21 protein-coding genes and 1 other RNA gene are annotated in these 23468 nt (G+C 59.3%); 14 read left to right on the forward strand and 8 right to left on the reverse strand.

Features of this window, described 5'->3' with window-relative positions; all coding sequences use genetic code 11:
- Positions 1-88 precede the first annotated feature (88 nt).
- The gene (locus FHS09_RS12965; protein WP_183460546.1) at positions 89-823 is read right to left on the reverse strand and encodes a hypothetical protein; all 735 of its coding nucleotides are present in this window, start codon (positions 821-823) and stop codon (positions 89-91) included.
- A 254-nt stretch (positions 824-1077) separates the two neighbouring features.
- On the opposite strand from FHS09_RS12965, the gene sodB reads away from it, so the two are divergent.
- Positions 1078-1659 (forward strand): superoxide dismutase [Fe], encoded by a 582-nt coding sequence (gene sodB / locus FHS09_RS12970; RefSeq protein ID WP_183460548.1) that lies wholly within the window; start codon positions 1078-1080, stop codon positions 1657-1659.
- A 94-nt stretch (positions 1660-1753) separates the two neighbouring features.
- The gene (locus tag FHS09_RS12975; RefSeq protein WP_221191992.1) at positions 1754-3652 is read left to right on the forward strand and encodes a DUF885 domain-containing protein; all 1899 of its coding nucleotides are present in this window, start codon (positions 1754-1756) and stop codon (positions 3650-3652) included.
- Between the two features lie 54 nt (positions 3653-3706).
- Here the strand turns inward: FHS09_RS12975 and FHS09_RS12980 are convergent, their stop codons facing one another.
- Together FHS09_RS12980 and FHS09_RS12985 are read right to left on the reverse strand one after the other, a co-directional pair.
- Complete coding sequence (locus FHS09_RS12980) at positions 3707-4645, reverse strand: universal stress protein (protein ID WP_183460550.1); 939 nt, start codon at positions 4643-4645, stop codon at positions 3707-3709.
- A 289-nt stretch (positions 4646-4934) separates the two neighbouring features.
- A complete protein-coding gene (locus FHS09_RS12985) occupies positions 4935-5243 on the reverse strand; it encodes a hypothetical protein (RefSeq protein WP_183460552.1) in 309 nt (102 codons plus the stop codon).
- On the opposite strand from FHS09_RS12985, the gene FHS09_RS12990 reads away from it, so the two are divergent.
- Positions 5242-5403: a hypothetical protein gene (locus tag FHS09_RS12990; RefSeq protein ID WP_183460554.1), complete on the forward strand. Its 162-nt coding sequence runs from the start codon at positions 5242-5244 to the stop codon at positions 5401-5403. The genes FHS09_RS12985 and FHS09_RS12990 overlap by 2 nt on opposite strands.
- Positions 5404-5687: 284 nt before the next feature.
- Here FHS09_RS12990 and hda read toward each other — a convergent pair whose 3' ends face one another.
- Positions 5688-6413 carry a DnaA regulatory inactivator Hda gene (hda, locus tag FHS09_RS12995; RefSeq protein WP_183460556.1) on the reverse strand — a complete coding sequence of 242 codons (726 nt, stop codon included), beginning with the start codon at positions 6411-6413 and terminating at the stop codon, positions 5688-5690.
- A 1-nt stretch (position 6414) separates the two neighbouring features.
- Complete coding sequence (locus FHS09_RS13000) at positions 6415-7503, reverse strand: DUF2066 domain-containing protein (RefSeq protein ID WP_183460558.1); 1089 nt, start codon at positions 7501-7503, stop codon at positions 6415-6417.
- A gap of 224 nt (positions 7504-7727) precedes the next feature.
- On the opposite strand from FHS09_RS13000, the gene purM reads away from it, so the two are divergent.
- From purM to FHS09_RS13045, 9 genes are all read left to right on the forward strand, one after another.
- On the forward strand, positions 7728-8771 hold the full coding sequence (purM, locus tag FHS09_RS13005; RefSeq protein WP_183460560.1) for a phosphoribosylformylglycinamidine cyclo-ligase: 1044 nt from the start codon (positions 7728-7730) through the stop codon (positions 8769-8771).
- Positions 8771-9427, forward strand: coding sequence for a phosphoribosylglycinamide formyltransferase (gene purN, locus FHS09_RS13010; RefSeq protein ID WP_183460562.1), 657 nt, complete (start codon positions 8771-8773; stop codon positions 9425-9427). Before purM ends, purN begins: the two co-directional genes overlap by 1 nt.
- Positions 9428-9490: 63 nt before the next feature.
- Positions 9491-10195 (forward strand): DUF3108 domain-containing protein, encoded by a 705-nt coding sequence (locus FHS09_RS13015; protein WP_343057480.1) that lies wholly within the window; start codon positions 9491-9493, stop codon positions 10193-10195.
- Positions 10196-10400: 205 nt separating this feature from the next.
- Positions 10401-11774 (forward strand): OmpP1/FadL family transporter, encoded by a 1374-nt coding sequence (locus FHS09_RS13020; RefSeq protein WP_183460564.1) that lies wholly within the window; start codon positions 10401-10403, stop codon positions 11772-11774.
- Positions 11775-12457: 683 nt separating this feature from the next.
- Positions 12458-13837: a CmpA/NrtA family ABC transporter substrate-binding protein gene (locus FHS09_RS13025; protein ID WP_183460566.1), complete on the forward strand. Its 1380-nt coding sequence runs from the start codon at positions 12458-12460 to the stop codon at positions 13835-13837.
- 86 nt (positions 13838-13923) lie between these two features.
- Entirely contained in the window at positions 13924-14919 is a 996-nt protein-coding gene (locus FHS09_RS13030; RefSeq protein ID WP_183460568.1) for an ABC transporter permease, read from the forward strand.
- A gap of 40 nt (positions 14920-14959) precedes the next feature.
- Positions 14960-15817 (forward strand): ABC transporter ATP-binding protein, encoded by an 858-nt coding sequence (locus FHS09_RS13035; protein ID WP_183460570.1) that lies wholly within the window; start codon positions 14960-14962, stop codon positions 15815-15817.
- Between the two features lie 88 nt (positions 15818-15905).
- Complete coding sequence (locus tag FHS09_RS13040) at positions 15906-17120, forward strand: alginate export family protein (protein WP_183460573.1); 1215 nt, start codon at positions 15906-15908, stop codon at positions 17118-17120.
- Between the two features lie 85 nt (positions 17121-17205).
- Positions 17206-17991, forward strand: coding sequence for a type IV pili methyl-accepting chemotaxis transducer N-terminal domain-containing protein (locus FHS09_RS13045; protein ID WP_183460575.1), 786 nt, complete (start codon positions 17206-17208; stop codon positions 17989-17991).
- Between the two features lie 146 nt (positions 17992-18137).
- Here FHS09_RS13045 and FHS09_RS13050 read toward each other — a convergent pair whose 3' ends face one another.
- On the reverse strand, positions 18138-20003 hold the full coding sequence (locus FHS09_RS13050; protein WP_183460577.1) for a M2 family metallopeptidase: 1866 nt from the start codon (positions 20001-20003) through the stop codon (positions 18138-18140).
- A gap of 172 nt (positions 20004-20175) precedes the next feature.
- An RNA gene (gene ffs, locus FHS09_RS13055) (signal recognition particle sRNA small type) lies at positions 20176-20272 on the reverse strand.
- A 181-nt stretch (positions 20273-20453) separates the two neighbouring features.
- Between ffs and FHS09_RS13060 the strand changes: the two genes are divergently transcribed.
- Together FHS09_RS13060 and FHS09_RS13065 are read left to right on the forward strand one after the other, a co-directional pair.
- Positions 20454-21296: a 6-carboxytetrahydropterin synthase gene (locus FHS09_RS13060; RefSeq protein WP_183460579.1), complete on the forward strand. Its 843-nt coding sequence runs from the start codon at positions 20454-20456 to the stop codon at positions 21294-21296.
- Between the two features lie 39 nt (positions 21297-21335).
- Positions 21336-22052 (forward strand): 16S rRNA (uracil(1498)-N(3))-methyltransferase, encoded by a 717-nt coding sequence (locus FHS09_RS13065; protein WP_183460581.1) that lies wholly within the window; start codon positions 21336-21338, stop codon positions 22050-22052.
- Positions 22053-22222: 170 nt separating this feature from the next.
- Here FHS09_RS13065 and ald read toward each other — a convergent pair whose 3' ends face one another.
- Entirely contained in the window at positions 22223-23368 is a 1146-nt protein-coding gene (ald, locus tag FHS09_RS13070) for an alanine dehydrogenase (protein WP_183460583.1), read from the reverse strand.
- Positions 23369-23468: the final 100 nt, after the last annotated feature.

Below are 23468 nucleotides of genomic sequence, written 5' to 3' on the forward strand. Positions count from 1 at the left end.
GAGGGGGAAAGCCTGTGTTCGCCCGAGTGGTTCCACGAAAAAGGGCGAACCAAGGTTCGCCCTACCTATGATATGGCTCGGGATGCGGTCAGGGAGTGGAAGCAGTAGCGGAGCCGGACTGCAGGCTGCGGATAGCATCGCGCAGTTGCACCAGGTCCCGGTTCACCGACCGACGGTAGGCGTCGATGGACTCCACAGCCTCCTCGTTGGCCCCCACCCGCGCAGTCAGGTCGCTGCGCACTGAGGCCAGCTGGCGCTCCAGGCGGGCGAGGGAGTCCTTGAGTTCACGCTGGCTTTCGGTATTGGACTTGCGCAGTTCCGTCAGCGAGGACTCCACCGCGGCGATCTTCTTCACGCTGGACTCCATGCCCTTGACCTGGGAGGCCAGGCTGGCCAGCTGCTTCTTGTTGGCGGCTGCGGCGCCCGTATTGGCGGCGATGTTCTTGCGGTTGGTGTCATAGGCCACGCCCCACAGCTTGCGGATCTCCGAGGAATTCTCCTTCGCCTTGGCGTTCAGCACCTCCACCGAGGCCGAGGACTCCTCGTCAGACATTTCGAAGCGCTTCTCCAGTTCGACGATACGGCTCTCCGCATCCACCAGTGCCACGCGGCTGAGCTGCCACTGGTTGTACAGGAAGGCGGCGGCCCCCAGGCCGGCGAGCGCCAGGATCAGGGCCACTACTGCGAGCATGGACACACCACCGCCACCGCTGCGCTCTTCCGGCTCGGCGGCCGGCTCGCGGAAGGAGCGGCCGATGGGGCGCTCCAGTTGGGGTTCTACGGCTGCGCTGGTGCCGTCCAGTGTAGGCTCTCTGCGTTGCATGGTTGACATATCCGGTGTTGACAGGCGCGCGGCGGGATCGCCGATACGCATGCTCTGTGATTAGTCGAATTCAGCGGCAGTTATACCAAAAAATTGACGAAAAAGTAATCGGTTTAGCTAAAGCCTAGCCCACACGCTTGTCTTTGCGGAACCAGCCCCCACTACTCTTATCGACCACGCGCCGGGTTAATAATGCCTCTCCACGCGTGTAGAATGCCCCCACCAACAACCTAAGACAAAGGAAGGAAGACACCATGGCTTTCGAATTGCCCGAACTCCCCTATGCGAAGAATGCCCTGGAACCACACATCTCCGAGGAAACTCTGGAGTATCACTACGGCAAACACCACAAGACCTATGTAGACAAATTGAACGGCCTGCTGGAAGGCACCGCAGAGGCCGGCAAGTCCCTGGAAGAGGTGATCAAATCCTCCTCCGGCGGCGTGTTCAACAACGCCGCGCAAGTCTGGAACCACACCTTCTACTGGAACTGCTTGAGCCCCAACGGCGGCGGCGAGCCCACCGGTGCAGTGGCCGAGGCCATCAACGCCGCTTTCGGCTCCTTCGACAAGTTCAAGGAGGAGTTCTCCAACAGCGCGGTGAATAACTTCGGCTCCGGCTGGACTTGGCTGGTGAAGAAGAGCGACGGCTCTGTGGCTATCGTCAACACCTCCAACGCCGGCACCCCGCTGACCGATTCGGACCAGACTGCCCTGCTTACCTGCGATGTCTGGGAGCACGCCTACTACATCGACTACCGCAACCTGCGCCCCAAATATCTCGAAGCCTTCTGGAGCCTGGTGAACTGGGACTTCGTCAACCAGAACTTCGCCTGATAACGGCAGTCGGAACAAGCGGGCCCAGTGCCCGCTTTTTTCATGCGGAACCCCAAAACAAAACAACGCTTTTGACTTTGACCGGAACACCACCATGAAGTTGAACAAGACCCTGATCGCCGCCGCCATAAGCGTGCTGGTGATGACAGGCTGTGACCGGGGGCGGGAATCCAGTGCCACCGAACAGGCTATCGACACCACCACCGTTGAGAAAGCAGAGAACACAGCGACAGATAGCAAAGCCACCCAGCCCAACGCCGAAGCTATCGCACGGACCAACCAGATGTTCGAGGACTTTTTCCAGGAGCACCTCGACCGCAGCCCCGAATTCAAGACTTTCCTGGGCATCAAGGAGGACTACGGCAAGTGGGACGACCTATCGCCGAAATTCGAGGCCGAAACCAATGATATCAACAAGCGCCAGTTGGCCGAGCTGAACAAGCTCGATCCCGCCGAGCTGGACGATGCCACCCGCCTCAGCCTCTCTCTGCTCAAGCGCAATCTGGAGATGGATATCGAGGGTTATAAGTGGCGCCTGTACAACTACCCGGTCAACCAGATGTTCGGCACCCACTCGGAAGTGCCCTCGCTGCTGATCAACCAGCACCGTATCGACAACGCCAACGACGCCAACGCCTATATCGCGCGCCTCAACAATCTGCCCAAACACTTCGAGCAGCTGATCGCGAACCTCAAGGAGCGCGCCAAGGCCGGTATCATCGCCCCCAAATTCGTCTTCCCCTACGTGATCAACGACAGCCGCAACCTGATCACCGGCGCTCCCTTTGAGGAGGGGAAAGACAGCACCCTGTTCGCCGACTTCAAGGGCAAGGTCGATGCACTGGATATCCCCGACGAACAGAAAACCGCACTGATCGAACAGGCCCGCAAAGCGCTGCTGGGCAGTGCCAAGCCCGCCTACGAAAACCTGATCGATTACATGGGCGAACTGCAACAACAGGCCACCACCGACGACGGCGCCTGGAAATTCCCCAACGGCGACGACTTCTATGCCTTCGCCCTGAAGCGCACCACCACTACCGACCTCAGCGCCGACGAGATCCACCAGATCGGCCTGAAGGAAGTGGAGCGCATCCACGACGAAATGCGCGGGATCATGAAAAAGGTGGGATTCGAGGGAAGCCTGCAGGACTTCTTCGAATTCATGCGCACCGACGAACAGTTCTATTACCCGAACACCGAGGAGGGCAAGCAGCGCTACCTGAAGGAGGCTACTGAACTGATCGAGACCATGAAGGGCCGCCTGGACGAGCTGTTTATCACCAAGCCCAAGGCCGACCTGGTCGTCAAGGCGGTGGAACCCTTCCGCGAACAATCCGCCGGCAAAGCCTTCTACCAGCGCCCTGCCCCCGACGGCTCGCGTCCGGGCATCTACTACGCCAACCTGTACAACATGAAGGATATGCCCACTTACCAGATGGAGGCGCTGGCCTACCACGAGGGCATTCCCGGCCACCATATGCAGCTTTCCATCGCCCAGGAACTGGAGGGGATTCCCAAGTTCCGCAAATTCGGCGGCTACACCGCCTATATCGAGGGCTGGGGGCTCTACTCGGAGATGGTGCCGAAGGAAATGGGTTTCTATAAAGATCCCTACTCCGACTTCGGCCGCCTGGCCATGGAACTCTGGCGCGCCTGCCGGCTGGTGGTGGATACCGGTATCCACAGCAAGAAGTGGAGCCGCGAACAGGCCATCGGCTGGTTGGGGGAAAACAGCCCCAACCCGCAGGGGGACGTGGTCAAGGCGATCGAGCGCTATATCGTGATGCCGTCGCAGGCCACCGCCTACAAGATTGGCATGCTGAAGATCGTGGAGCTGCGGGAGAAAGCCAAAAACGAGCTGGGCGACCAGTTCGACATCCGCGCCTTCCACGACACCGTCCTGGCCAACGGCGCCGTGCCGCTAGATGTGCTGGAGGAGCTGGTGGACGAGTGGGTCGCCGCTGTGAAGACACAGCAGTCCCAACAGTAATCCCAACTCCGCGGGCCGCCTTGCGCGGCCCGCATCCCCCGTCAACGCCCTCCTTCAATAGACCTTCACCGGCGACACATAGCCACGGGGTTTCAACGCCAACAGCGAACAGCTGATTTTCTGCAGGATATTTTCCGCGGTATTGCCCATGATAAATCCGGGGATACCGGTACGCCCCACCGTTCCCATCACCAGGAGGTCGATTTTTTTCTCTTCGATTACCAGTGGGATAAAACGGTCCGGGCGGGCGATGGCGTGGTGGATATCCAACACATCGCCGATACCCGCCGCATTGATCAGTACATCGAGCTTTGAGCGGTGTTTGGATCTCGCCGATTCAGTTGCACGGTTCAGCTGCTCGTCAGAGACATTGATGGGGAAATTGCGGCGCAGGTAGGCGTCCACGTCGTAATCCCAGCAGGAGATAATATGCAGTTCGTCGCTACAACTGTCGGCCAGCGAGTGCGACAGCCGCAGCAGGCGTATCGCCAGGTCGTAGCTATTGGGTTCCTTGCAATCCGGGTCCACGGCCACGGCTACGCGGATATCGCCCGGAGAGTGCTTGGCCGGACGGCACAGCCATACTGGACAGGGGCACTTGCGCAGCAACTCCATATCCATCGCCTTGAATCCCGCACGCTGCTTCTTCCCCTCTACACTCTTGACCACCAGGTCGTAATCGTCGCGCTGCACCCGGTGGATAACGCGCTCGGCGGGGGTGCTGCCGCAGTCCACCTCGATATCCACCTCCAGCTCATCCTCACCAAGCTTCAGCGAACCGAGGACGTTTTTCACAGATTCCCTCACCCGCTCCGAGAGGGCATCCATATACACCCGTTTGTATTCCCCGAACTCCTCCGGCAAATCCGGGCAGACTACCACCACCTTCACCGGTGCGCGGTTATTGCGCGCAACGCTGAGCGCCTGCATCAAGCTGCCGCTCTCATCGCCGATCGCGTGGCTGACAAACAGGATGTTATGAAAATTCTGCATAACCAGTACCTCGCCCCTCTGGTATCTCGGAATTAAAGGCCAACCCGTGCATTCCAACTAGAATTCAATAGCGACAAAAACAGGCCCGACCCAAATGGCACTACAAATGGCACTAAGTTAAGCGATAGCTATGATGCGAAGGACCTGATGCCGGGGGCTTTTTGCGGGACTGTCTGCGAGAGGGACCTCGCGGACAAGCCTCCAGGGATGGATTCACGGCGTGTCCCGCAAAAAGCCCCCGGTAGCAGGGCCGCCCAGGTCTCAACTTAGTGCCATTAAGGCCCGACCCCTATCCAATCATTATGGAAGCTCCGGGCCGCTCTTTCCGGTGAACCGGCGCAATCCGGCAACGGCGATACCGAGGCAGGCGATGGATGAAACCGGCCAGCTGCAAGCCTTCAGGATGGGGATAGACACCCACGAGGAAGCGGTGGTGTATATGCGCAGCGACAGTGATATTTGTCGCGCCGAAGGGTTTACCGCCAACACCCGCCTGCAGATCCAGGCCGGGGAAAAAACCATTATCGCCACCCTGAATACCGTCGGCCAGGCGGTGCTGCCCGTCGGCAGCATCGGCTTTTCCGACAGTGGCGGCCATGGACAACCGGCGGCTCACCCGCCTGGCCAAGGTCGGCGACGCCATCACCGCGCGCCAATCCCTGGCCACCCTCTTTGCCGATTCACCAGGGGAACTGGACTACGCCCACGACTACTACCCCCGCAATCGCGACCTGTTCGAAATAGGAAATAGCGGTTGAATGCTGGGGGCGGGCTGTACCTGCAGAACCATTAAAGCCACAGCTGCCAGGTTAAGATTAGAATTTTTTCATATTCGCCTTACACAAGACCTGTATTCAATTACGATTGTGAAACTGCACCAAAGATAACCAATAACTGGAGCCACCATGCTATCCCACCGCCTGACACGGCTTGCCGCGGCAAGCTGATCGTTGGGAGGACCCGGCACTGCAGAACATCGATACGGAAAGCAGCGCACTGGTCTACGGTGCGCTGGTGGCGCCGGAGAAATAGTCCGCCGCTGTCAGATTCCCAACACTTCCTTGACAAAAGGAATGGTGATCTTCCGCTTCGCCATCAGCGAAGCGCGATCCAGCTGTTCCAGGCAGAGGAACAGAGCCCGGGTGCCCCGCGGCGCGCGGTGGAGGATATATTGCGCCACGTCTTCCGGGAGATCGAAGCCGCGCAGGCGGCTGCGCCGGCGCAGGGCGGCAATTTTGTCGCGGTCGTTGAGGGGCTGCAGCTGGTAGATGAGCCCCCACTGCAGGCGGGAACGGAGGTCGGCCAGCGCTATGTCCAGGCCGCGAGGGGATTGGCGGGCGCCGAGCAGCAGCTGGCCGCCGCCGTCTCTCACCCGGTTGTATAAATGAAACAGCGCGGTCTGCCAGTGGGGCTGCTGTTCGAGCCGGTGCAGATCGTCGATGCAGACCAGTTCCAGCTGTTCCAGGCCGTCGAGGATAGGGGCGGGGTCCATGTCCAGGAGCTCTGCCAGCGGCAGGTACTGGAAGCTGCGCCGGTTGGCCTCGGCGTGCAGACAGGCGGACTGCAGCAGGTGGCTGACACCGCTGCCGGCTTCGCCCCAGAGGTAGAGCGCCGTATCACCACCCCCGCCTTCGGCAAATCGCTGCAAGGCTTCTACGACCTGGAGATTGGGATCGGCGTGGGCCAGGTAGAAGTTGGCAAAAGTGGCGTCGTCCCGCAGGGATATTCCCAGCGGAAGCTGCTGCGGCACACCTTTTTCCGCGGTCATCTCAACGCCAGTGGTAGCGCAACGGGTGCTCCGCGCTGCCGAGTGGCGCGCGATAGCCGCTGAGATCGATGGGGCCTTCGTCCGCCTGCGCCTGCAACCTGCGGTTCAGGGCCAGGGCATCCTGCAGGTTTTGCAGCCGCGAGGAGGTGGTGAGAGCCACCCGCATGCGGTCACCGTTGATCGACAGCAGGCCCGCGCTGCTGACCACAGCCAGCTCCTGCAGGTACCTGGAGGCTTCGGTGTAGTCGGCGAAGCTGTCGATACCGGAGAGTTCCAGGACCACCGCACTCTGCTGGCTGGTGCTGTCGGAGCGCACGGCGTAGCGCTGGGCCAGGAGATCGGCGGCTTCGTTGATGCCCCGCAGGGCAACCTCTTCCATAGAGTCGCCGCTGGCATCGAAGGCGTAGCTGCGGCCGCCATGGATCAGCAGCCAGTTGGCCTGCCAGCGCTCGCCAGAGGTCTGCAACAGGCGGCCCATCAGGGTGGCATCCGGCCCGTAGCGTACGCCGGCGCGTTCCGCGGCCTGCTCGTCTTGGGCCCAGAGCTCACCGAGGGGCATGTTACGCTGGTCGTTCAGGTCCATCACCGGGAATTCCACCGGCAGGCCGCGCTCAATGGCGAGACTGTCCAGTACCGCGAAGAGTTCCGGGTAGTCTTCCTGGCGCAGGACACTGCGCCCGTCGCTCAGGGTGTCCACCGCCATCCACACCAGGGTACCGGGGCGGTTGTTGGGCCACATGGGCAATTGCAGTTTATGCACCTGCTCGGAGATGGCCTGGGGTTCGTAGGAAAGATGCAGGTAAAGCTGGTTGTCCTCGGTCTCGTAGCGGTAGCTCTGTACATACCGCTGAGCCCGCTGCAGCACCGGCTGCAGGCGCGGATTGCTGCCGATAGCGGCGTCGCCGGTAACCCGCACGAACACGCGCTCCAGCCCGCGGCTGCTGGCCGCGGTGCGGTCGGTGGTGCCGCGGCTGGGCACAGCCTCCACCACTTCGTAGAGGTCCGGCACCACGCGGGCCTGGGCCGGTAGGGCCAGCACCCAGAGTAGCAATGCCAATGGTAGCGAGCAGAGCCGGAGCGGTGTTCGCATCTGTTTTCTCTCTTCAGACTTCTATGGACGGCTGCCGTGGAAGCGGCCAATTTGCGGCTATTGTATCAGTGTCGGCTTTTTCTCCCAGTCTCTAGTCCGCATTTCTCACAAACGGTCTGGGGCCGCCGCCGCGGGCCGTTTGTGAGAAATGCGGGCTGGCTCGCATATTCGGCAGGTTTTCCACTAGAATACGCGCCCTCCGAAAGTCCATTGCGGGATGAACCATGAGCGATTCCAAACCCCATTCCCTCAGCTACAAAGACGCCGGTGTCGATATCGATGCGGGCAACGCCCTGGTGGAGCGCATCAAGCACGTCGCCAAGCGCACCCAGCGGCCCGAGGTAATGGGCGGACTGGGCGGTTTCGGCGCCCTGTGCCAGCTGCCCAGCGGCTACAAGGAGCCGGTTCTGGTCTCCGGTACCGATGGCGTGGGCACCAAGCTGCGCTTGGCAATGGACCTGGGCATCCACGACAGCATTGGCATCGACCTGGTGGCCATGTGTGTTAACGACCTGGTGGTCGCCGGTGCGGAGCCGCTGTTCTTCCTGGACTACTACGCCACCGGCAAGCTGAATGTTGATATCGCCGCGGAGGTGGTGACCGGCATCGGCCGCGGCTGTGAGCTTGCAGGCTGTGCCCTGGTGGGCGGTGAGACCGCGGAAATGCCGGGCATGTACGAGGGTGACGACTACGACCTGGCCGGCTTCTGCGTGGGTGTGGTGGAGAAATCCGAAATCATCGACGGCAGTAAAGTCGCCGCCGGCGACAAGCTGATCGGCCTGGCCTCCAGCGGCCCCCATTCCAACGGCTACTCCCTGATCCGCAAGGTGCTGGAGATCAGCGGCGCCCACCTGGAGCAGGAGATGGGTGACACCACCCTCGCCCGCGCGCTGATGGCGCCGACCCGCATCTATGTAAAGAACCTGCTGCAACTGATGAAGAGCGTCCAGGTCAACGCCCTCAGCCATATTACCGGCGGCGGCCTGTTGGAAAACCTGCCGCGGGTCCTGCCCGAGGACACCCGGGCCGTCATCGACACCGGCAACTGGCAGATGCCCCCGGTATTCCGCTGGCTGCGCGAGGCGGGCAATATCGATCTCCGCGAGATGTACCGCACCTTCAACTGCGGCGTGGGTATGGTGATCTGCGTGCCCGCGGACGCTGCCGACCCGGCTCTGGAAACCCTGAGACAGCTGGGTGAAAAGGCCTGCGTTATCGGTTCCATCGAGGCAAAAGATGGTGAAGCTGTCGAACTGGCGGGACTCTAATGTCGCGGAAGCTGTGTAGAGTCGCGGTACTGGTTTCCGGCAGCGGCACCAATCTGCAGGCGCTGATCGACGCCGCCGGCGAGCGTGCCGAATTCTCCATTTGCGCTGTGGTCAGTAATAGACCCGGGGCCTACGGCCTGGTCCGCGCAGCCGAAGCCGGCATCCCCGCGTCGGTAGTGGACCACCGGGACTACCTCAACCGGGAGTCGTTCGACAGCGCGCTGATGGCCGAAATCGACCGCCACAATCCCGACCTGGTGGTACTGGCAGGCTTTATGCGCATCCTCACCCCCGAGTTCGTGCGCCACTACAGCGGCCGCCTGTTGAACATTCACCCCTCCCTGCTGCCCAAATACCAGGGTTTGCATACCCACCAGCGGGCGCTGGAGGCCGGCGACAGCGACCACGGTGCCACAGTGCACTTTGTAACCGAGGAGCTGGACGGCGGCCCCGCCATTGTGCAGGCCCTGGTCCCCGTTCAGGCGGAGGACAGCGCCGAGCTACTTGCAAAACGCGTGCAGGTACAGGAGCATAAGATCTACCCGCTGGCGGTAACCTGGTTTGCCCAGGGCCGGCTGCGCATGGTGGAGGACCGCTCGGAACTGGACGGCGAACTGCTGCCGCGCAGTGGCAAAAAAATTACTGGGGCTTGTTAACACACCGCCGCGGACCGGTTGATCGACTTATCGTGGCGGGGGTTTGGACATCCGGAGGTCACCGTGCCGTTACGTCTTATCGCCTTCCTTATCTCTGCCGTGTTCGCCGGTTTCGCGCTGGCGCAGGAACCCAAACTGAAACCTTTTACCGCCACCTATGCCGCCAAGTACAGCGGCATTGGCGTCACCGCCACACGGGAGCTATCCGGTAGCGGAGGCAACTGGCGACTCGATTTCAACGCCCACTCCCTGTTCGCCGACATCCGCGAATATTCCCGGTTTATCGCCGCGAACAACCAACTGTCCCCCCGCCACTACGAATATCACAAAACCGGCCTGGGCAAAGACCGCCACACAGTCCTGAATTTTGAGCAAGGCAGGGTGGTCAATGTTTCCGACAAAAGCCGCACCCTGGAGAATGTGCCCAATCACATTCAGGACAAACTGAGTTACCAGTTGCAGCTGGCGCTGGATGTCGCTACCGGGAAAGAGACACTGAGCTACAAGGTGGCCGATGGCAAACGTATCCGTGAATATGAATTCTCCGTGGTTGGCAAGGAGCTGCTGCAGACGCCTCTCGGGGAAATAGAGACCATTAAAGTACAGCGGGTGCGCGACGGAGATTCAGATAGAGAAACCAGTATCTGGTTTGCCCCCAAGTGGGATTACGCACTGGTCAAATTGATGCAAGAGGAGGATGGCAAAAGCTACCAAATCTCCTTGACCAAATTATCCATAGACGGAAAAAACATCTCCGCCGGCCAATAAAATCCTTCCTTCCGTCTAAAGAATCAAAAAAACTGTGCTCCCGCATGGATTTTTTGGCTTTTTACCGATATAAAGTCGCCGTTTTCTTCTGGCGCGAAAGATCGTGACTGCTAAACTTTCCGCACCAGGATTTACTTTGCGAAAGTGGGGAGCTTTGTAAAAAGCTTTTCTCAATGTATTAACAGCGATAAAAGAGTGGGACCTCATGAACAAGATAATTCTGCGTCGGGCCATTTTGGCTGCAGCAATCAGTACCGCGTCAAGCGGTACCATGGCCGCTGGCTTTTTCCTGAATGAGACCAGCACCTCTGGCCTCGGCCGCGCCTTTGCCGCAGAGAACACCATCGGCGACAACGCCGCAATTCTGGCCCGCAATCCCGCCGGTTCCGCCCTATTCGATACTATTACCATTTCCGGTGGCGTGACCTACGTCAATCCGGAAATCGATGCAGAGGGAGACATCAGCTATTTCGTCGATACACCATTCGGCGTTGTCGAAGTCGGCCCCTTCCATGAGGAAGATAACGACTACGCCAGCAGCGCCTTTGTACCGAACGCCTACTTGGCGGTGCCTATCGACGACTGCTGGTCCTTTGGCCTGGCCATGTATACCAACTACGGCCTGGAGACCGATTTTGACAGCGACTCGTTGGTACTCAATATCGCCGACAAGACAGAACTGCTGACAGTCAATATCGCGCCGTCAGTGGCTTACAACTATCAGGATATATTCAGTATCGGCCTGGCGGTCAATTTCCTCTATGCCGACGCCGAACTGAAAACCAGAGTGCCCGACGACTTCCCGCTGGATGCCGTCCTCCCCTTCCCCCTCTCCGGCGCCCAGATCCTGAAACTCGAAGGCGACGACTGGGATGTGAGCTGGAGCATCGGCGCCCTGTGGAATATCACCCCAAGTACCCGGCTGGGGCTGTCCTATCACGCGGATTTCGATCCCAAGCTGGATGGAGACGTAAGCTCTGACCTTCTTCCAAGCCCGCTGGCGCCGTTTGACGATGTCGACGGCAACCTGACCTTGGATCTGCCGGACTACTGGGAACTGGGCCTCTACCACAAGTTCAACCAGAACTGGGGCATTGCCTTGGGCGCCACCTATACCGACTGGGACGACTTCCAGCGTTTGGAAGCTTTTCTGCCAGGTCAGGGAGCGCCATTCAACCCTCTGCCTCTCAAGGAGGAAAACTTCGAGAGCGGCTGGCGCTTCAGTATCGGTGGTGAATATTACCCCTGCGAGGAGGTCACTTGGCGCATCGGCTACGCCTACGACGAGGGCGCTGCGCGCGATGGCCTCAATCCGACAGAGGAGACCGCCAACGCGCTCGGGCTGCCGATCACTTGGCGCACCCTGTCCATTCCGGATACCGACCGCCACTGGGTGACTTTCGGCGGTACCTACGAGTTCGACCAGCACCTGAGCGTCGACGGCGGCCTCGCCTACCTGTGGGGTGACGACGAGAGGATCCAGGAGTTCACCGCAGCCCCGGTACCCACTTACTACAATGGCGGGACCACCAATATCGCGGCCTGGCTCGCCGGTGTTTCCCTGAACTACCGCTTCTGATCTCCCGGCCGAATCCCTGCCAGCACAAAGGGCCGGACGGCAAAGTCCGGCCCTTTTCTCGCCGATAGTCTGTATATCCAGGCACATAAATGCCGGCACCAACAGCCGAAACTGCACCACAATAGCGCCCAGACTCCGGGAATGGAGCTGCGCTCCGCACCAAAAAATTCCCCCTTCACCCATCCCTGCACTAAAAAGACCTCCCGGTTACAGGTCCACTTGCCCCGTGCAACCCCTCGCCTGCCTCCGCATCTCACTGACTCAAGACGATTGAAATGGCAGACATCCGCCGTTGGCCCGCCCGCTCCGCCGCCGTCCGAAGAGAAGAAAAAAACCTAGTAAATACAGACACTTAACTGATGAAAACGGGCGCTTTCACCAACTTCTCCCCGGCATTAGCAAGTTTCCGGCAAACCCCGACTCCAAGCCACCTGAGAAAAATTGGCACACTCTATGCAGTGCATCTACTGCGAGGCGCACCCGGCCGGCCGGCTCGAGAATCGATAGCCAGTCGCCGCAGAATTTAAACGGTGCTCAACGAAGAAAAAATTCAGACTCAACCGACCCGCTCGGTTGATTATGAGCAGAGGCGCTCATTGACTCGCTGCCTGACGGTAGCCGGTCGATGAGCGCTTTTTTTATGCCCGCAATTTTCAATTGATCATCAACTGGGGGACTCTGATATGAAGTGGACACAACTTTTCAGGCGCGCCGCGATAACCGTGGGGCTCGCAAGCACCCTCGGGCTAGCGACACCGGCGACATCCGCGGAACTCGGTTATCCGGAAAAAGAAGAGCTGACTTTCGGTTTTATCAAACTGACCGATATGGCGCCCATCGCCATCGCCTATGAGAAAGGCTTCTTTGAAGACGAGGGCCTCTACGTCACCATCGAGGCACAGGCCAACTGGAAGGTATTGCTCGACGGCGTGATCGACGGCCGCCTGGACGGCGCCCATATGCTCGCCGGACAACCTATCGCCGCCACCATGGGATTCGGCACCAAGGCGGAGATCATCACACCCTTTTCCATGGACCTGAACGGCAACGGTATCACTGTTTCCAATGAGATATGGGAGCAGATGAAGCCGAACATTCCAAAAATGGACAACGGCCTGCCAGTACATCCGATCAAGGCGGATGCTCTGAAACCGGTAGTGGAAAAATACAAGGCGGCGGGCAAGCCGTTCAATATGGGCATGGTTTTTCCGGTATCCACCCACAACTACGAACTGCGCTACTGGCTGGCCGCAGGCGGTATCCACCCGGGCTACTATGCGCCGCACAAAGGTGATATTTCCGGGCAGATAGACGCGGACGCCCTGCTGTCGGTAACACCGCCGCCACAGATGCCCGCCACCCTGGAAGCCGGCACCATCTACGGCTATTGCGTAGGCGAGCCCTGGAATCAGCAGGCGGTATTCAAGGGCATCGGCGTGCCGGTGGTAACCGACTACGAAATCTGGAAGGACAATCCGGAAAAAGTTTTCGGCATCACCAAAACTTTCGCGGAGAAATACCCCAACACTGCCATCCGAATCACCCGCGCGCTGATTCGCGCTGCCATGTGGCTGGATGAAAACAACAACGCCAACCGTCCGGAAGCGGTAAAAATTCTCTCCCGATCCAATTACGTCGGCGCCGATTATGAGGTTATCGCCAACAGCATGACCGGTACTTTCGAGTACGAGAAGGGCGACAAACGCGAAGTACCGGATTTCAACGTTTTCTTCCGCTACCACGCCACCTACCCTTACTACTCCGACGCCATCTGGTACCTGACCCAGATGCGTCGCTGGGGTCAGATATCGGAAGACAAGAGTGACGACTGGTACAAGGAGATGGCGGCGAAGGTCTATCGCCCGGATATCTATCGAGCCGCGGCGGAATCCCTGATCAAAGACAAGCTGGCTTCCGCGGATCAGTTTCCAGACTTCTCCAGTGAAGACGGTTACCGCGAACCGCAGACCCACTTCATCGACGGCATCGTCTACAACGGCCAAAAACCCAACGAATATATCGGGAAGTTTCCTATCGGCCTCAAAGCCGGACAAAAGCTCTAGTTCAGAAATCAATCTGGGTGCGCACTGCGCACCCTGTGAACCCAACAAGCCGAAAACAACCATAAGTCGACGTAAGGCAGAGGACCATGACATCGAGCAGCTTATCCATCAGTAAACCGGCCAGCTGGAAGCTTTCACTGTTAGACAACAACCTGTTCAACAGCGCCATCCGATACGTGGCGGTTCCCCTGACTGGTGTTCTGGTATTTCTGCTGTTGTGGTCCGCAACCGCGCAGAATATCGATACCTCCCTGGGGAAATTTCCCGGACCTGCCGCCGTATGGGAACAGTTTGGCGCACTCTATCAGGAGCATGAACGCTCGCGGGAAAAGGCAGCCGCCTTTTATGAGCGCCAGGAAATCCGCAACGCGGAACGGCTCGCGGAAGACCCCGGCTATCAGCCGAAGATTCGCGACTACACCGGCAAAGAGACTTTCATCGACCAGATTTTTACCAGTCTGATCACGGTGATGAGCGGATTCCTGCTCGCCGTAGCCATTGCCATTCCTCTGGGAATTGCCACCGGCCTGAGCCGCACCCTGAGCAGCGCAATAAACCCGATTATTCAGATATTCAAACCGGTATCACCGCTGGCCTGGTTGCCGCTGGTGACCATGGTGGTCAGCGCCCTGTACACCTCGACGGACCCGCTGGTGGCCAAGTCGTTTCTCAACTCCATGATCACGGTCACCCTCTGCTGCCTCTGGCCAATGGTTATCAATACCTCTGTCGGGGTGGCCGGTATCGAAAGTGACTTGGTGAACGTCAGCAAGGTGTTGCGCCTGTCCCCGCTGAAACATGTGCAAAAAATTGTACTGCCCGCCTCAGTGCCGATGATTTTTACCGGTATGCGCCTCTCCCTGGGCGTGGCCTGGATGGTGCTGATTGCCGCGGAAATGCTGGCTCAGAACCCGGGCCTGGGCAAATTCGTATGGGATGAATTTCAGAACGGCAGCTCCGACTCCCTGGCCCGTATCATGGCCGCGGTGATTGTCATTGGTGTGATCGGCTTTCTTTTGGATCGCGCCATGCTGCAGTTGCAGAAACTGGCTTCCTGGGACAAGGACAGCATTACACACTAGCTCCAATCAAACTCGGTCCTATCAAACTCTGGAGAAGAATATGGGCGTATTACTGGATATCAGCCATGTGGATATGGAGTTCCCCACTCCCAAAGGCCCCTTTACCGCGTTGCGCGATATTGATCTGCAGGTCAGGAAAGGGGAGTTCGTCTCCCTGATCGGGCACTCGGGATGTGGCAAGTCCACCGTACTGAATGTGGTCGCGGGCCTGTATCGCGCCACCCGCGGCGGCGTGATCCTCAATGGCAAGGAGATCACCGAACCGGGGCCGGAACGCGCAGTGGTATTCCAGAACCACTCGCTACTCCCCTGGCTCAGTGCCTATGAAAATGTGGAGCTCGCGGTAAGGCAGGTATTTGGCAAAACAAAATCCAGAGCGGAAATGCGCGAATGGATCGAGCACAACCTGCAGTTGGTGCATATGGGACACGCCATGCACAAGCGCCCGTCGGAAATTTCCGGCGGCATGAAACAGCGGGTGGGCATTGCCCGGGCTCTGTCGATGCAGCCCAAGGTTTTACTTATGGATGAGCCTTTCGGCGCGCTGGATGCGCTCACCCGTGCACATATGCAGGACTCGCTGATGGAAATCCAGGCGGAACTGAACAACACCGTAATCATGATCACCCACGATGTGGACGAGGCGGTTCTGCTTTCCGATCGTATTGTGATGATGACCAATGGCCCCGCAGCAACCATCGGCGAAATTCTCGACATTCAACTGGAGCGTCCGCGCAGCCGTCTGGAACTCGCTGACGATCCACACTACAACGGTTACCGGGCCAGGGTGCTCAAGTTCCTGCACGAGCGTCACAGCAAACGCGATCCGTCACCGAAAAAATCCGCTGCTGATGAAAAAACGAAGTTCGAGACCAAGTCTGTGGAACACGCTGCCTGAACAATTTAATGAAGATATTCAAAAACAGGCATACACAAAATCGCTGAAAAACGCTTATTGACCAACCATCCTTTTTTGGGAACTAAATATGAAACGACTGACTCTTCCATCACAACAACATATATTGGCTCTGGCGATTGCCTTTATCGCCGGCGCCCCGGCGCTTGCCGACGATACCGTTGAAGCCGCAGAACCTTCCGCGGCTTCATTCAGCGAAGCACTGGGACAGGGAGAAGCCACTCTTGGCTTCCGCGCGCGAACCGAGCAGGTGGATGCCGACGGCGCCGACAAGTTGGACCTGACCAGCCTGAAGACCCGTCTCACCTATCAGTCCGCCGCTTATCGGGGCTTCAGTACCCTTATCGAAATGGACGACGTAACTCATCTCACCGACGATGACGGCGGCGTAGCAGACCCGGAGGGAACCGAGGTAAACCAGGTGTACCTGGCCTACTCGTTCGGCAACACCGCGATCAAATACGGCCGTCAGCGCATACTGCTCGACAACCAGCGCTTCGTCGGCGGGGTCGGCTTTCGCCAGAACGAGCAGACTTACGACGGCTTCAGCATCACCAATAACAGCCTGGCCGACACCACACTGTTCCTCGCCCATATCGACAACGTCAACCGCATCTTCGGCGAGGACAGTCCGGTGGGCGACCACGAAAACGATACCTATCTGCTCAACGCGAAGTACAGCGGCCTCGCCGCCGGCACCCTTTCTGCCTACGCCTACCTGATCGACAACGAAAACGCCCCGGTTTTCTCCACCGATACCTACGGCTTGCGCTTTGCCGGCAAGAGCGGCGCGGCGGATTATTCCGTGGAATACGCTACTCAGTCCGCCGCCGCCGACAACCCCGCCAGCTACGATGCCAACTACATCCTCGCTGAGGGCGGCTACAAGCTGGGTCCGGTAACGCTGAAAGCGGGCTATGAACTTCTCGGCGCGGACGGCAGCGACGGCCAGTTCATCACTCCGCTGGCAACCCTGCACAAGTTCCAGGGCTGGAACGACAAGTTCCTGGGCGGCGGTACCGGCAATATTGCCGGTGGTATCGAGGATGTCTATGTGACCCTCGGCACATCGCTCGCCGGAGTAAAGCTCGCCCTCAACTACCATCAGCTCAACTCCGATGATTCAGATGTTTCCGGAATGGATAAACTCGGCAATGAATACGGTTTTTCCGTGGGTGGGAAAATCAGTGCGGTTGATCTGAACCTGAAATACAGCAGCTATATCGCCGACGAATTCAGTGTGGATACCGACAAGATCTGGCTTACTGCACAAGCACAGTTCTGAACTGAACCTTGATCGCGCCCGGCTCTTCAATGGGCCGGGCCCCCTCGCTCTTCTACAGAATCAATAATGCTCAAGGAAAGAGGTGATGAAAAATTTCCTGGCACTTTTCCTGTTTTTACTGAGTGTGGATGCCGTCGCGTTCAGTATGGGCGATGCCATCAATATCGCCGGGCGCCAGCGCATGCTTTCCCAGCGTATTACCCAGGCTTACATTCTCCGCGGTATACAGCCGGACACCGAACGACACCAGCAGATTTTCGAACGATGTATCCGGGAGTTCGCTAACAACCTGGATCAGCTGGCCGACTTTGAGGGGGCGGCGCCGATACGGGATGATCTCCAAACGGTACAGCTGGAGTGGAAAGCTTTCGAAGCGATCGCCCATCAACCTGTCACCAAATCCACCGCTGCCGAACTGTTTCGGCGCAGCAATAGCCTGCTGCCTGCCGCCCACGCCTATGTCATGCGCCTGCAGGATCTCGCCGACCACAGCAGCGCGGAACTGGTCAATGTCTCCGGCCGCCAGCGTATGCTCTCCCAGCGCATTGCGAAAAATTATGTTGCGCAGTTTTGGGAAGTGGCCGGCGAAGAGGGAGGAAAGTGGCTGAACGAAGACCTGGCGGAGTTCCAGCATATGCTGGAATTTCTGCTGCAGAGCTCGCTGAACACGCCGGAGATCACCCGCAACCTGCTCAAGACCCAGGGGTACCTGAACTATGCCAGCCGGGGTTTCGAGGGTGAGATGCAGATATCCGGGGCGCGCCAGATCCATGTGATTACCGGCACTACAGATATGTTGTTGCGCAATATGGATGTGATTACCGGGCAGTATGCCGAGCTGCTGAATTCAGCGCAGCTTGCAACGCGCTAACGCTAAAATGGCTGGGGACAATTGTAGGAGCGGGCCATGCCCGCGATCGATCTTTCCAGTCATTTCAACCTCGATCGCGGCCATTGGCCGCTCCTACAGGGGGAGGCCTGTGTAGTCCGTAGCGCTTTTCCTGAGCCCCAAAAATTCTACCAGCCGCAGTTTCTGTCCCTGTTCTGTTCTTCCAGATAAACCATCAACGGCTGGAAATAATCGATAATCGCCGAGGCATCCAGTTCCCGTTGGCCGGTCAGCGCTTCCATCTCATCGGGCCAGGGCTTGCTGGCGCCCATGGCGAGCATTTTGCGCAGCTTTTCACCGGCCGCATCGTTTTCATAGATAGAACAGCGGTGCAGCGGGCCCGTCTCCCCGGCCGCTTCGCAGAGCGCGCGGTGGAACTGGAACTGCTGGATACGCGCCAGGAAGTAGCGCGCGTAAGGGGTATTGCCGGGGATATGGTACTTGGCGCCCGGGTCGAAATTGGCTTCGGAGCGCGCCACCGGTGCCTCGATACCCTGGTATTCCTCGCGAAGTTTCCACCAGGCCTCGTTGTAGCCCCCCGGCTGCACCTCGCCGTTGAACACCTGCCAGCGCCACTTGTCCACCAGCAGGCCGAAGGGCAGGAAGGCGATCTTGTCCAGGGCCTGCTGCATCAGGTAACCCAAGTCCTTGTCCTCGCTGGGCACCTCGTCCATCAGGCCGATCTGCTTCAGGTATTTCGGGGTGATGGACAGTGCAATGGTATCGCCCACCGCTTCGTGAAAACCGTCGTTGGCACCCTCCTTGTACAGGAAAGGCTGGTCCTTGTAGATGCGCTGGTAGAAGTTGTGCCCCAGCTCGTGGTGAATAGTGACGAAGTCCTCACCGGTTTTCTGGATGCACATCTTGATGCGCACATCGTCCTGGCCGTCCATATTCCACGCGCTGGCGTGGCACACGACATCGCGGTCCCGGGGCTTGGTGAACTGGGAACGCTCCCAGAAAGTCTCCGGCAACGGCTTGAAGCCGAGCGAGGTGAAGAACTGCTCGCCCACCTTGACCATGTCCTTTTCACTCATGCCGGAGTCCACCACCAACTGGGTCAGGTCGTAGGGCGCCTGCATGTCTTCGTCTTTCACCAAGTCGTAGACATTGCCCCACTCCTGGGCCCACATGTTGCCCAGCAGATGTGCAGGTATCTTGCCCTGGGGTGGTACCACGTCGTCGCCGTAGTGTTCGTTCAACTTGGCGCGCACATGGCAGTGCAGCGCCTCATACAGCGGCTTGACCTTGTTCCACTGCGCATCCATATCCTCGGCAAAGGCATCCGGGGGCATATCGTACTTGGAGCGCCACATCACGCTCAGGTTGTCGTAACCGAGTTCCTCGGCGCCGGCGTTGCCGATCTCCACCTGGCGCTGGTACAGGGGCTTCATGGGCGGCGAGACCTCGCGCCAGCCCACCCACAGCTCTTTCAGTAATTCCGGATCGCGGCTCTCTGCCATAACCCGCCCCATTTCGGTGAGACCGTAGCACTTCTCCTCGCCGCGCTCTTCCTTGCAGTATTTGCCAGAGCCGTACATGCCCTGCAGCTTGGAGCCGATCTGCGCCAGTTCCGCAGTCAATCCCGGGTCCCTGGGCGCGGGGAACACCAGCCCCTGCTTGAGCATGGTGAGCTGGCGGCGGGTCTCCGGGTCCAGATCCAGGTCGTCGAACCTGGCCGCCTCGGAGGCCAGCTCCACCGCCATGGCGGTGTAGCGCTCGTTGGCCAGGGATTCCACATATTGGGAATCCACATTGATATAGGTGGAAGCCAGCCAACTGGCGTGACTCGACTCCTCGGCCATCTCCTCCAGGCGCGCCTGGGCGTCGCCCAGGAAGGTCCTGGCGTCCTCCGCGGTCAGGTTTGCGGATTTGTCGGTGCCGTTCACTTCGGCAGCGGCCGCAGTCGGCTCGGCGGGTTTTTGCTGTGTCTGACGGTCTTCGCAGGCTGCGAGCGTCGCGGCGACAGCCACGGCCAGGGCGATCTTCTTCATGGCTCCCTCTTGTTGTTATCGGGTAAACGGTCAAATATGCCGCCGTTTATAACACAGCGAGCCGGGAAGGGAGTTCCTACAAGAAAAAGCAGGCAAAAATAGCGTGGGAGGCGGGGAAATCAGCACAAGAAACTTCTGTCTTCTGATTTCTGTTCCCTGAAAATGGAGGCAGCCCAACCAGCACACCCTCGGCACATGATACCACTGCTACCGTTGCTCCCTTCCGGGCCTGGCGGGGTTCACAGCTGTTCATTGCGAGGGGACCGGAAGGGCCGCCATTGCAAGAGGGCGCGATTATAGAGACTCGAAGGCGCGAGTTCCAGCCCTGCTAAAAGGTTATACTCTGCGCGGCTAGAAACCATCTCAAAAAACAGCGGTTGCCGCCAGACGCACGCGCAGCCGTTTTTGGGATGGCCTCTAGTGGAGGCCACTTCAAGCAAAGAGTTATTCATGCACCTGTTCGTCGACAATCTCACCAATATCGATTTCAGCTACCTGGATCACCAACGCGGCCTGGTGGGAGAAACCTGGCTGGCCAATGCCGCGCTGGACGGCGCCCTGGACAGCCAGGGCATGGTGTGCGATTTCGGGGTGGTGAAGAAGACCCTGCGCCACTGGCTGGACGATCAACTGGACCACCGACTACTGGTACCCATCCGCTCGCCGCATCTCGAACTGAAACAGGAAGACGGACAGATCGCCCTCACCTGGCTCTTGGCCGACGGTGAACAGATCAACCTCTCTGGCCCCGATCAGGCCTTTGCCCTGGTAAAGGCCGAATCGATCGACGCGGAGAGCGTCGCCGCCTGGAGCGTGCGACAGCTGGCCTCCGCCTTTCCCACCAGCGTGGAGCGGCTGCGCCTGGAGTTCACCTGCGAGGAAATTCCCGATCCCTACTACCACTACAGCCACGGCCTGAAGAAACATGGGGGCAACTGCCAGCGCATCGCCCACGGCCACCGCTCACGCATCCAGATTTTCCTGGATGGCGAACGCAGCAGCGAGTGGGAGCGCAAATGGGCGGAGCGCTGGCGCGATATCTATTTGGGTACCAGCGAGGATCTGCTGGCGCAGACGGAGCGGACACTGCAATTCGCCTACTGGGCGCGACAGGGGCATTTTGCCCTGGGCATTCCCGCCGCGCGCTGCGAGCTGATGAATTGCGACACCACGGTGGAACAGCTGGCGCAGTATATTGCCGACACCATCGCCGCGGGGCAGCCGGGAAAGGAAGTCAGGGTGCGCGCCTACGAAGGGCTGGGCAAGGGCGCCATCGCGTCCGCCAAAGCATAAAACCTAGGATAAACGCCAACCGTCGACGAGTGTGAGCCGTTGAACCTGATCATCCTGGAACCAAGCGATTTCATCGGCCCGGGGCACGCGCGGCTGAGCGGCCGCCGACAGAAACATATCCTCGAGGTGCACAAAGCGAACCCCGGCGACACGCTGCGGGTGGGGCTTCTGGATGGCGATATCGGCAGCGGCCTGGTCACTGTTCGGGAATCGGGCTTTATCGAACTGCAGGTGGAACTGCAGCGCCCTCCTCCCCCCGCCCTGCCCCTCACCCTGGTCCTCGCCCTGCCGCGACCCAAAATGCTGAAGCGCACCATAGAGCACGCCACTGCGCTGGGAGTAAAAAAACTCTACCTGATCAACGCCTACCGGGTGGAAAAATCCTATTGGCAGAGCCCCTGGCTGACCGATGGAAAATTGCGCGAGCAGTGCCTGCTGGGTCTGGAACAGTCTGTGGATACGGGACTCCCGCAGATCGAATTGCGCAAGCGCTTCAAGCCCTTTGTGGAAGATGAACTGCCGGAAATTGCCGCCTATTCATTAAAGCTGGTAGCCCATCCGGTCACTGACAACCCCTGTCCGGTGGATATTCGGCAAAACGCCACCCTGGCGGTGGGCCCGGAGGGGGGCTTTATTCCCTACGAGGTCGACAAGCTGCAGGAGATCGGCTTTGCCGCGGTACACCTGGGGCCGCGTATTCTGCGTGTGGAAACGGCTTTACCGGTGCTGCTCAGCCGACTGTATCCCGGACGGTAAGCCGCTTCTTTGCGAGCCAAGCCGGCGTCCGCCAGCTCCAATAAAAAAGCCGCGTAAAAACGCGGCTGGAAAATGGTGGCACCCGCCACCAAGCCTCACAGAGCGAGGCGCGGGGGGTAGTGCGCCTCTTGGGGAGAAAAACAGCTCCATAACAATCGAAGCACGTCGCCTTAAGCCGCCGCGTCTTCCGCGATTGCGGATTTCTGCAGCGCCAGCTTCGGGTCCACATACTCGTAACCCAATACATCCGCCACTGCCTGGTAGGTCACCATGCCGGCGTGAACGTTGAGGCCTTCCAGCAGGTTGGCGTCGTCCAGCAGCGCCTGCTTGGCACCCTTGTTGGCCAGCGCCACCGCGAACGGCAGGGTGGCGTTGTTCAGGGCCATGGTGGAGGTGCGCGCGACACCGCCGGGCATATTGGCCACGCAGTAGTGCACCACGCCGTCCACCACGTAGGTGGGTTCGGTGTGCGTAGTGGGCTTGGAAGTCTCGAAGCAGCCGCCCTGGTCGATGGCCACGTCTACAACCACCGCGCCTTTCTTCATACGGCTGATCATGTCGCGGGTCAGCAGCTTGGGCGCCGCAGCCCCCGGAATCAGCACCGCGCCGATTACCAGATCAGCCGCCAGCGCGTGTTTCTCGATAGCATCGCCGGTGGAGTACTCGGTGCGCACCGCGCCGCCGAAGATATCGTCCAGTTCGCGCAGGCGCGGCAGGGAACGGTCGAGAATGGTCACGTCCGCGCCCATCCCCAAGGCCATCTTGGCCGCGTTGGTGCCGACCACGCCGCCGCCGATAATCAGTACCTTGGCCGGGGCCACGCCCGGCACACCGCCCAGCAGAACACCGAGGCCACCCTGGGCTTTCTCCAGGTGATGGGCGCCGCACTGCACGGACATACGGCCGGCCACTTCAGACATGGGCGCCAGCAGCGGCAGGCCGCCACGCTTGTCGGTCACGGTTTCGTAGGCGATGCAGGTAGCGCCGGATTTCACCAACAGTTCGGTCTGCTTGGGGTCCGGAGCCAGGTGCAGGTAGGTGTACAGCAGTTGGCCGGGGCGCAGCATTTCGCACTCGTGGGGCTGGGGCTCTTTTACCTTGACGATCATGTCCGCACTGGCAAAGATCTCTTCCGGCGTATCCACGATACGGGCACCGGCCTGCTCGTACATTTCATCGGAGAAACCAATGGCAGCGCCGCCGTCCTTCTGCACAATCACCTCGTGACCGTTGGCGACCAGCTCCCGTACACTGGCCGGGGTGAGGCCGATGCGGTACTCGTGGTTCTTGATCTCTTTCGGGACACCAATCAACATTTTTTCGACTCCTCGTTTTCCGGCTGGCGCGCCGTTTCGGTGACGGGCACATCACACCCTGTTTCTGTGATTTCGACCAGTATAGACCCAGGATAAAAGT

The sequence above is a fragment of the Microbulbifer rhizosphaerae genome (assembly GCF_014191725.1).
GTDB classification, from domain to species: domain Bacteria; phylum Pseudomonadota; class Gammaproteobacteria; order Pseudomonadales; family Cellvibrionaceae; genus Microbulbifer; species Microbulbifer rhizosphaerae.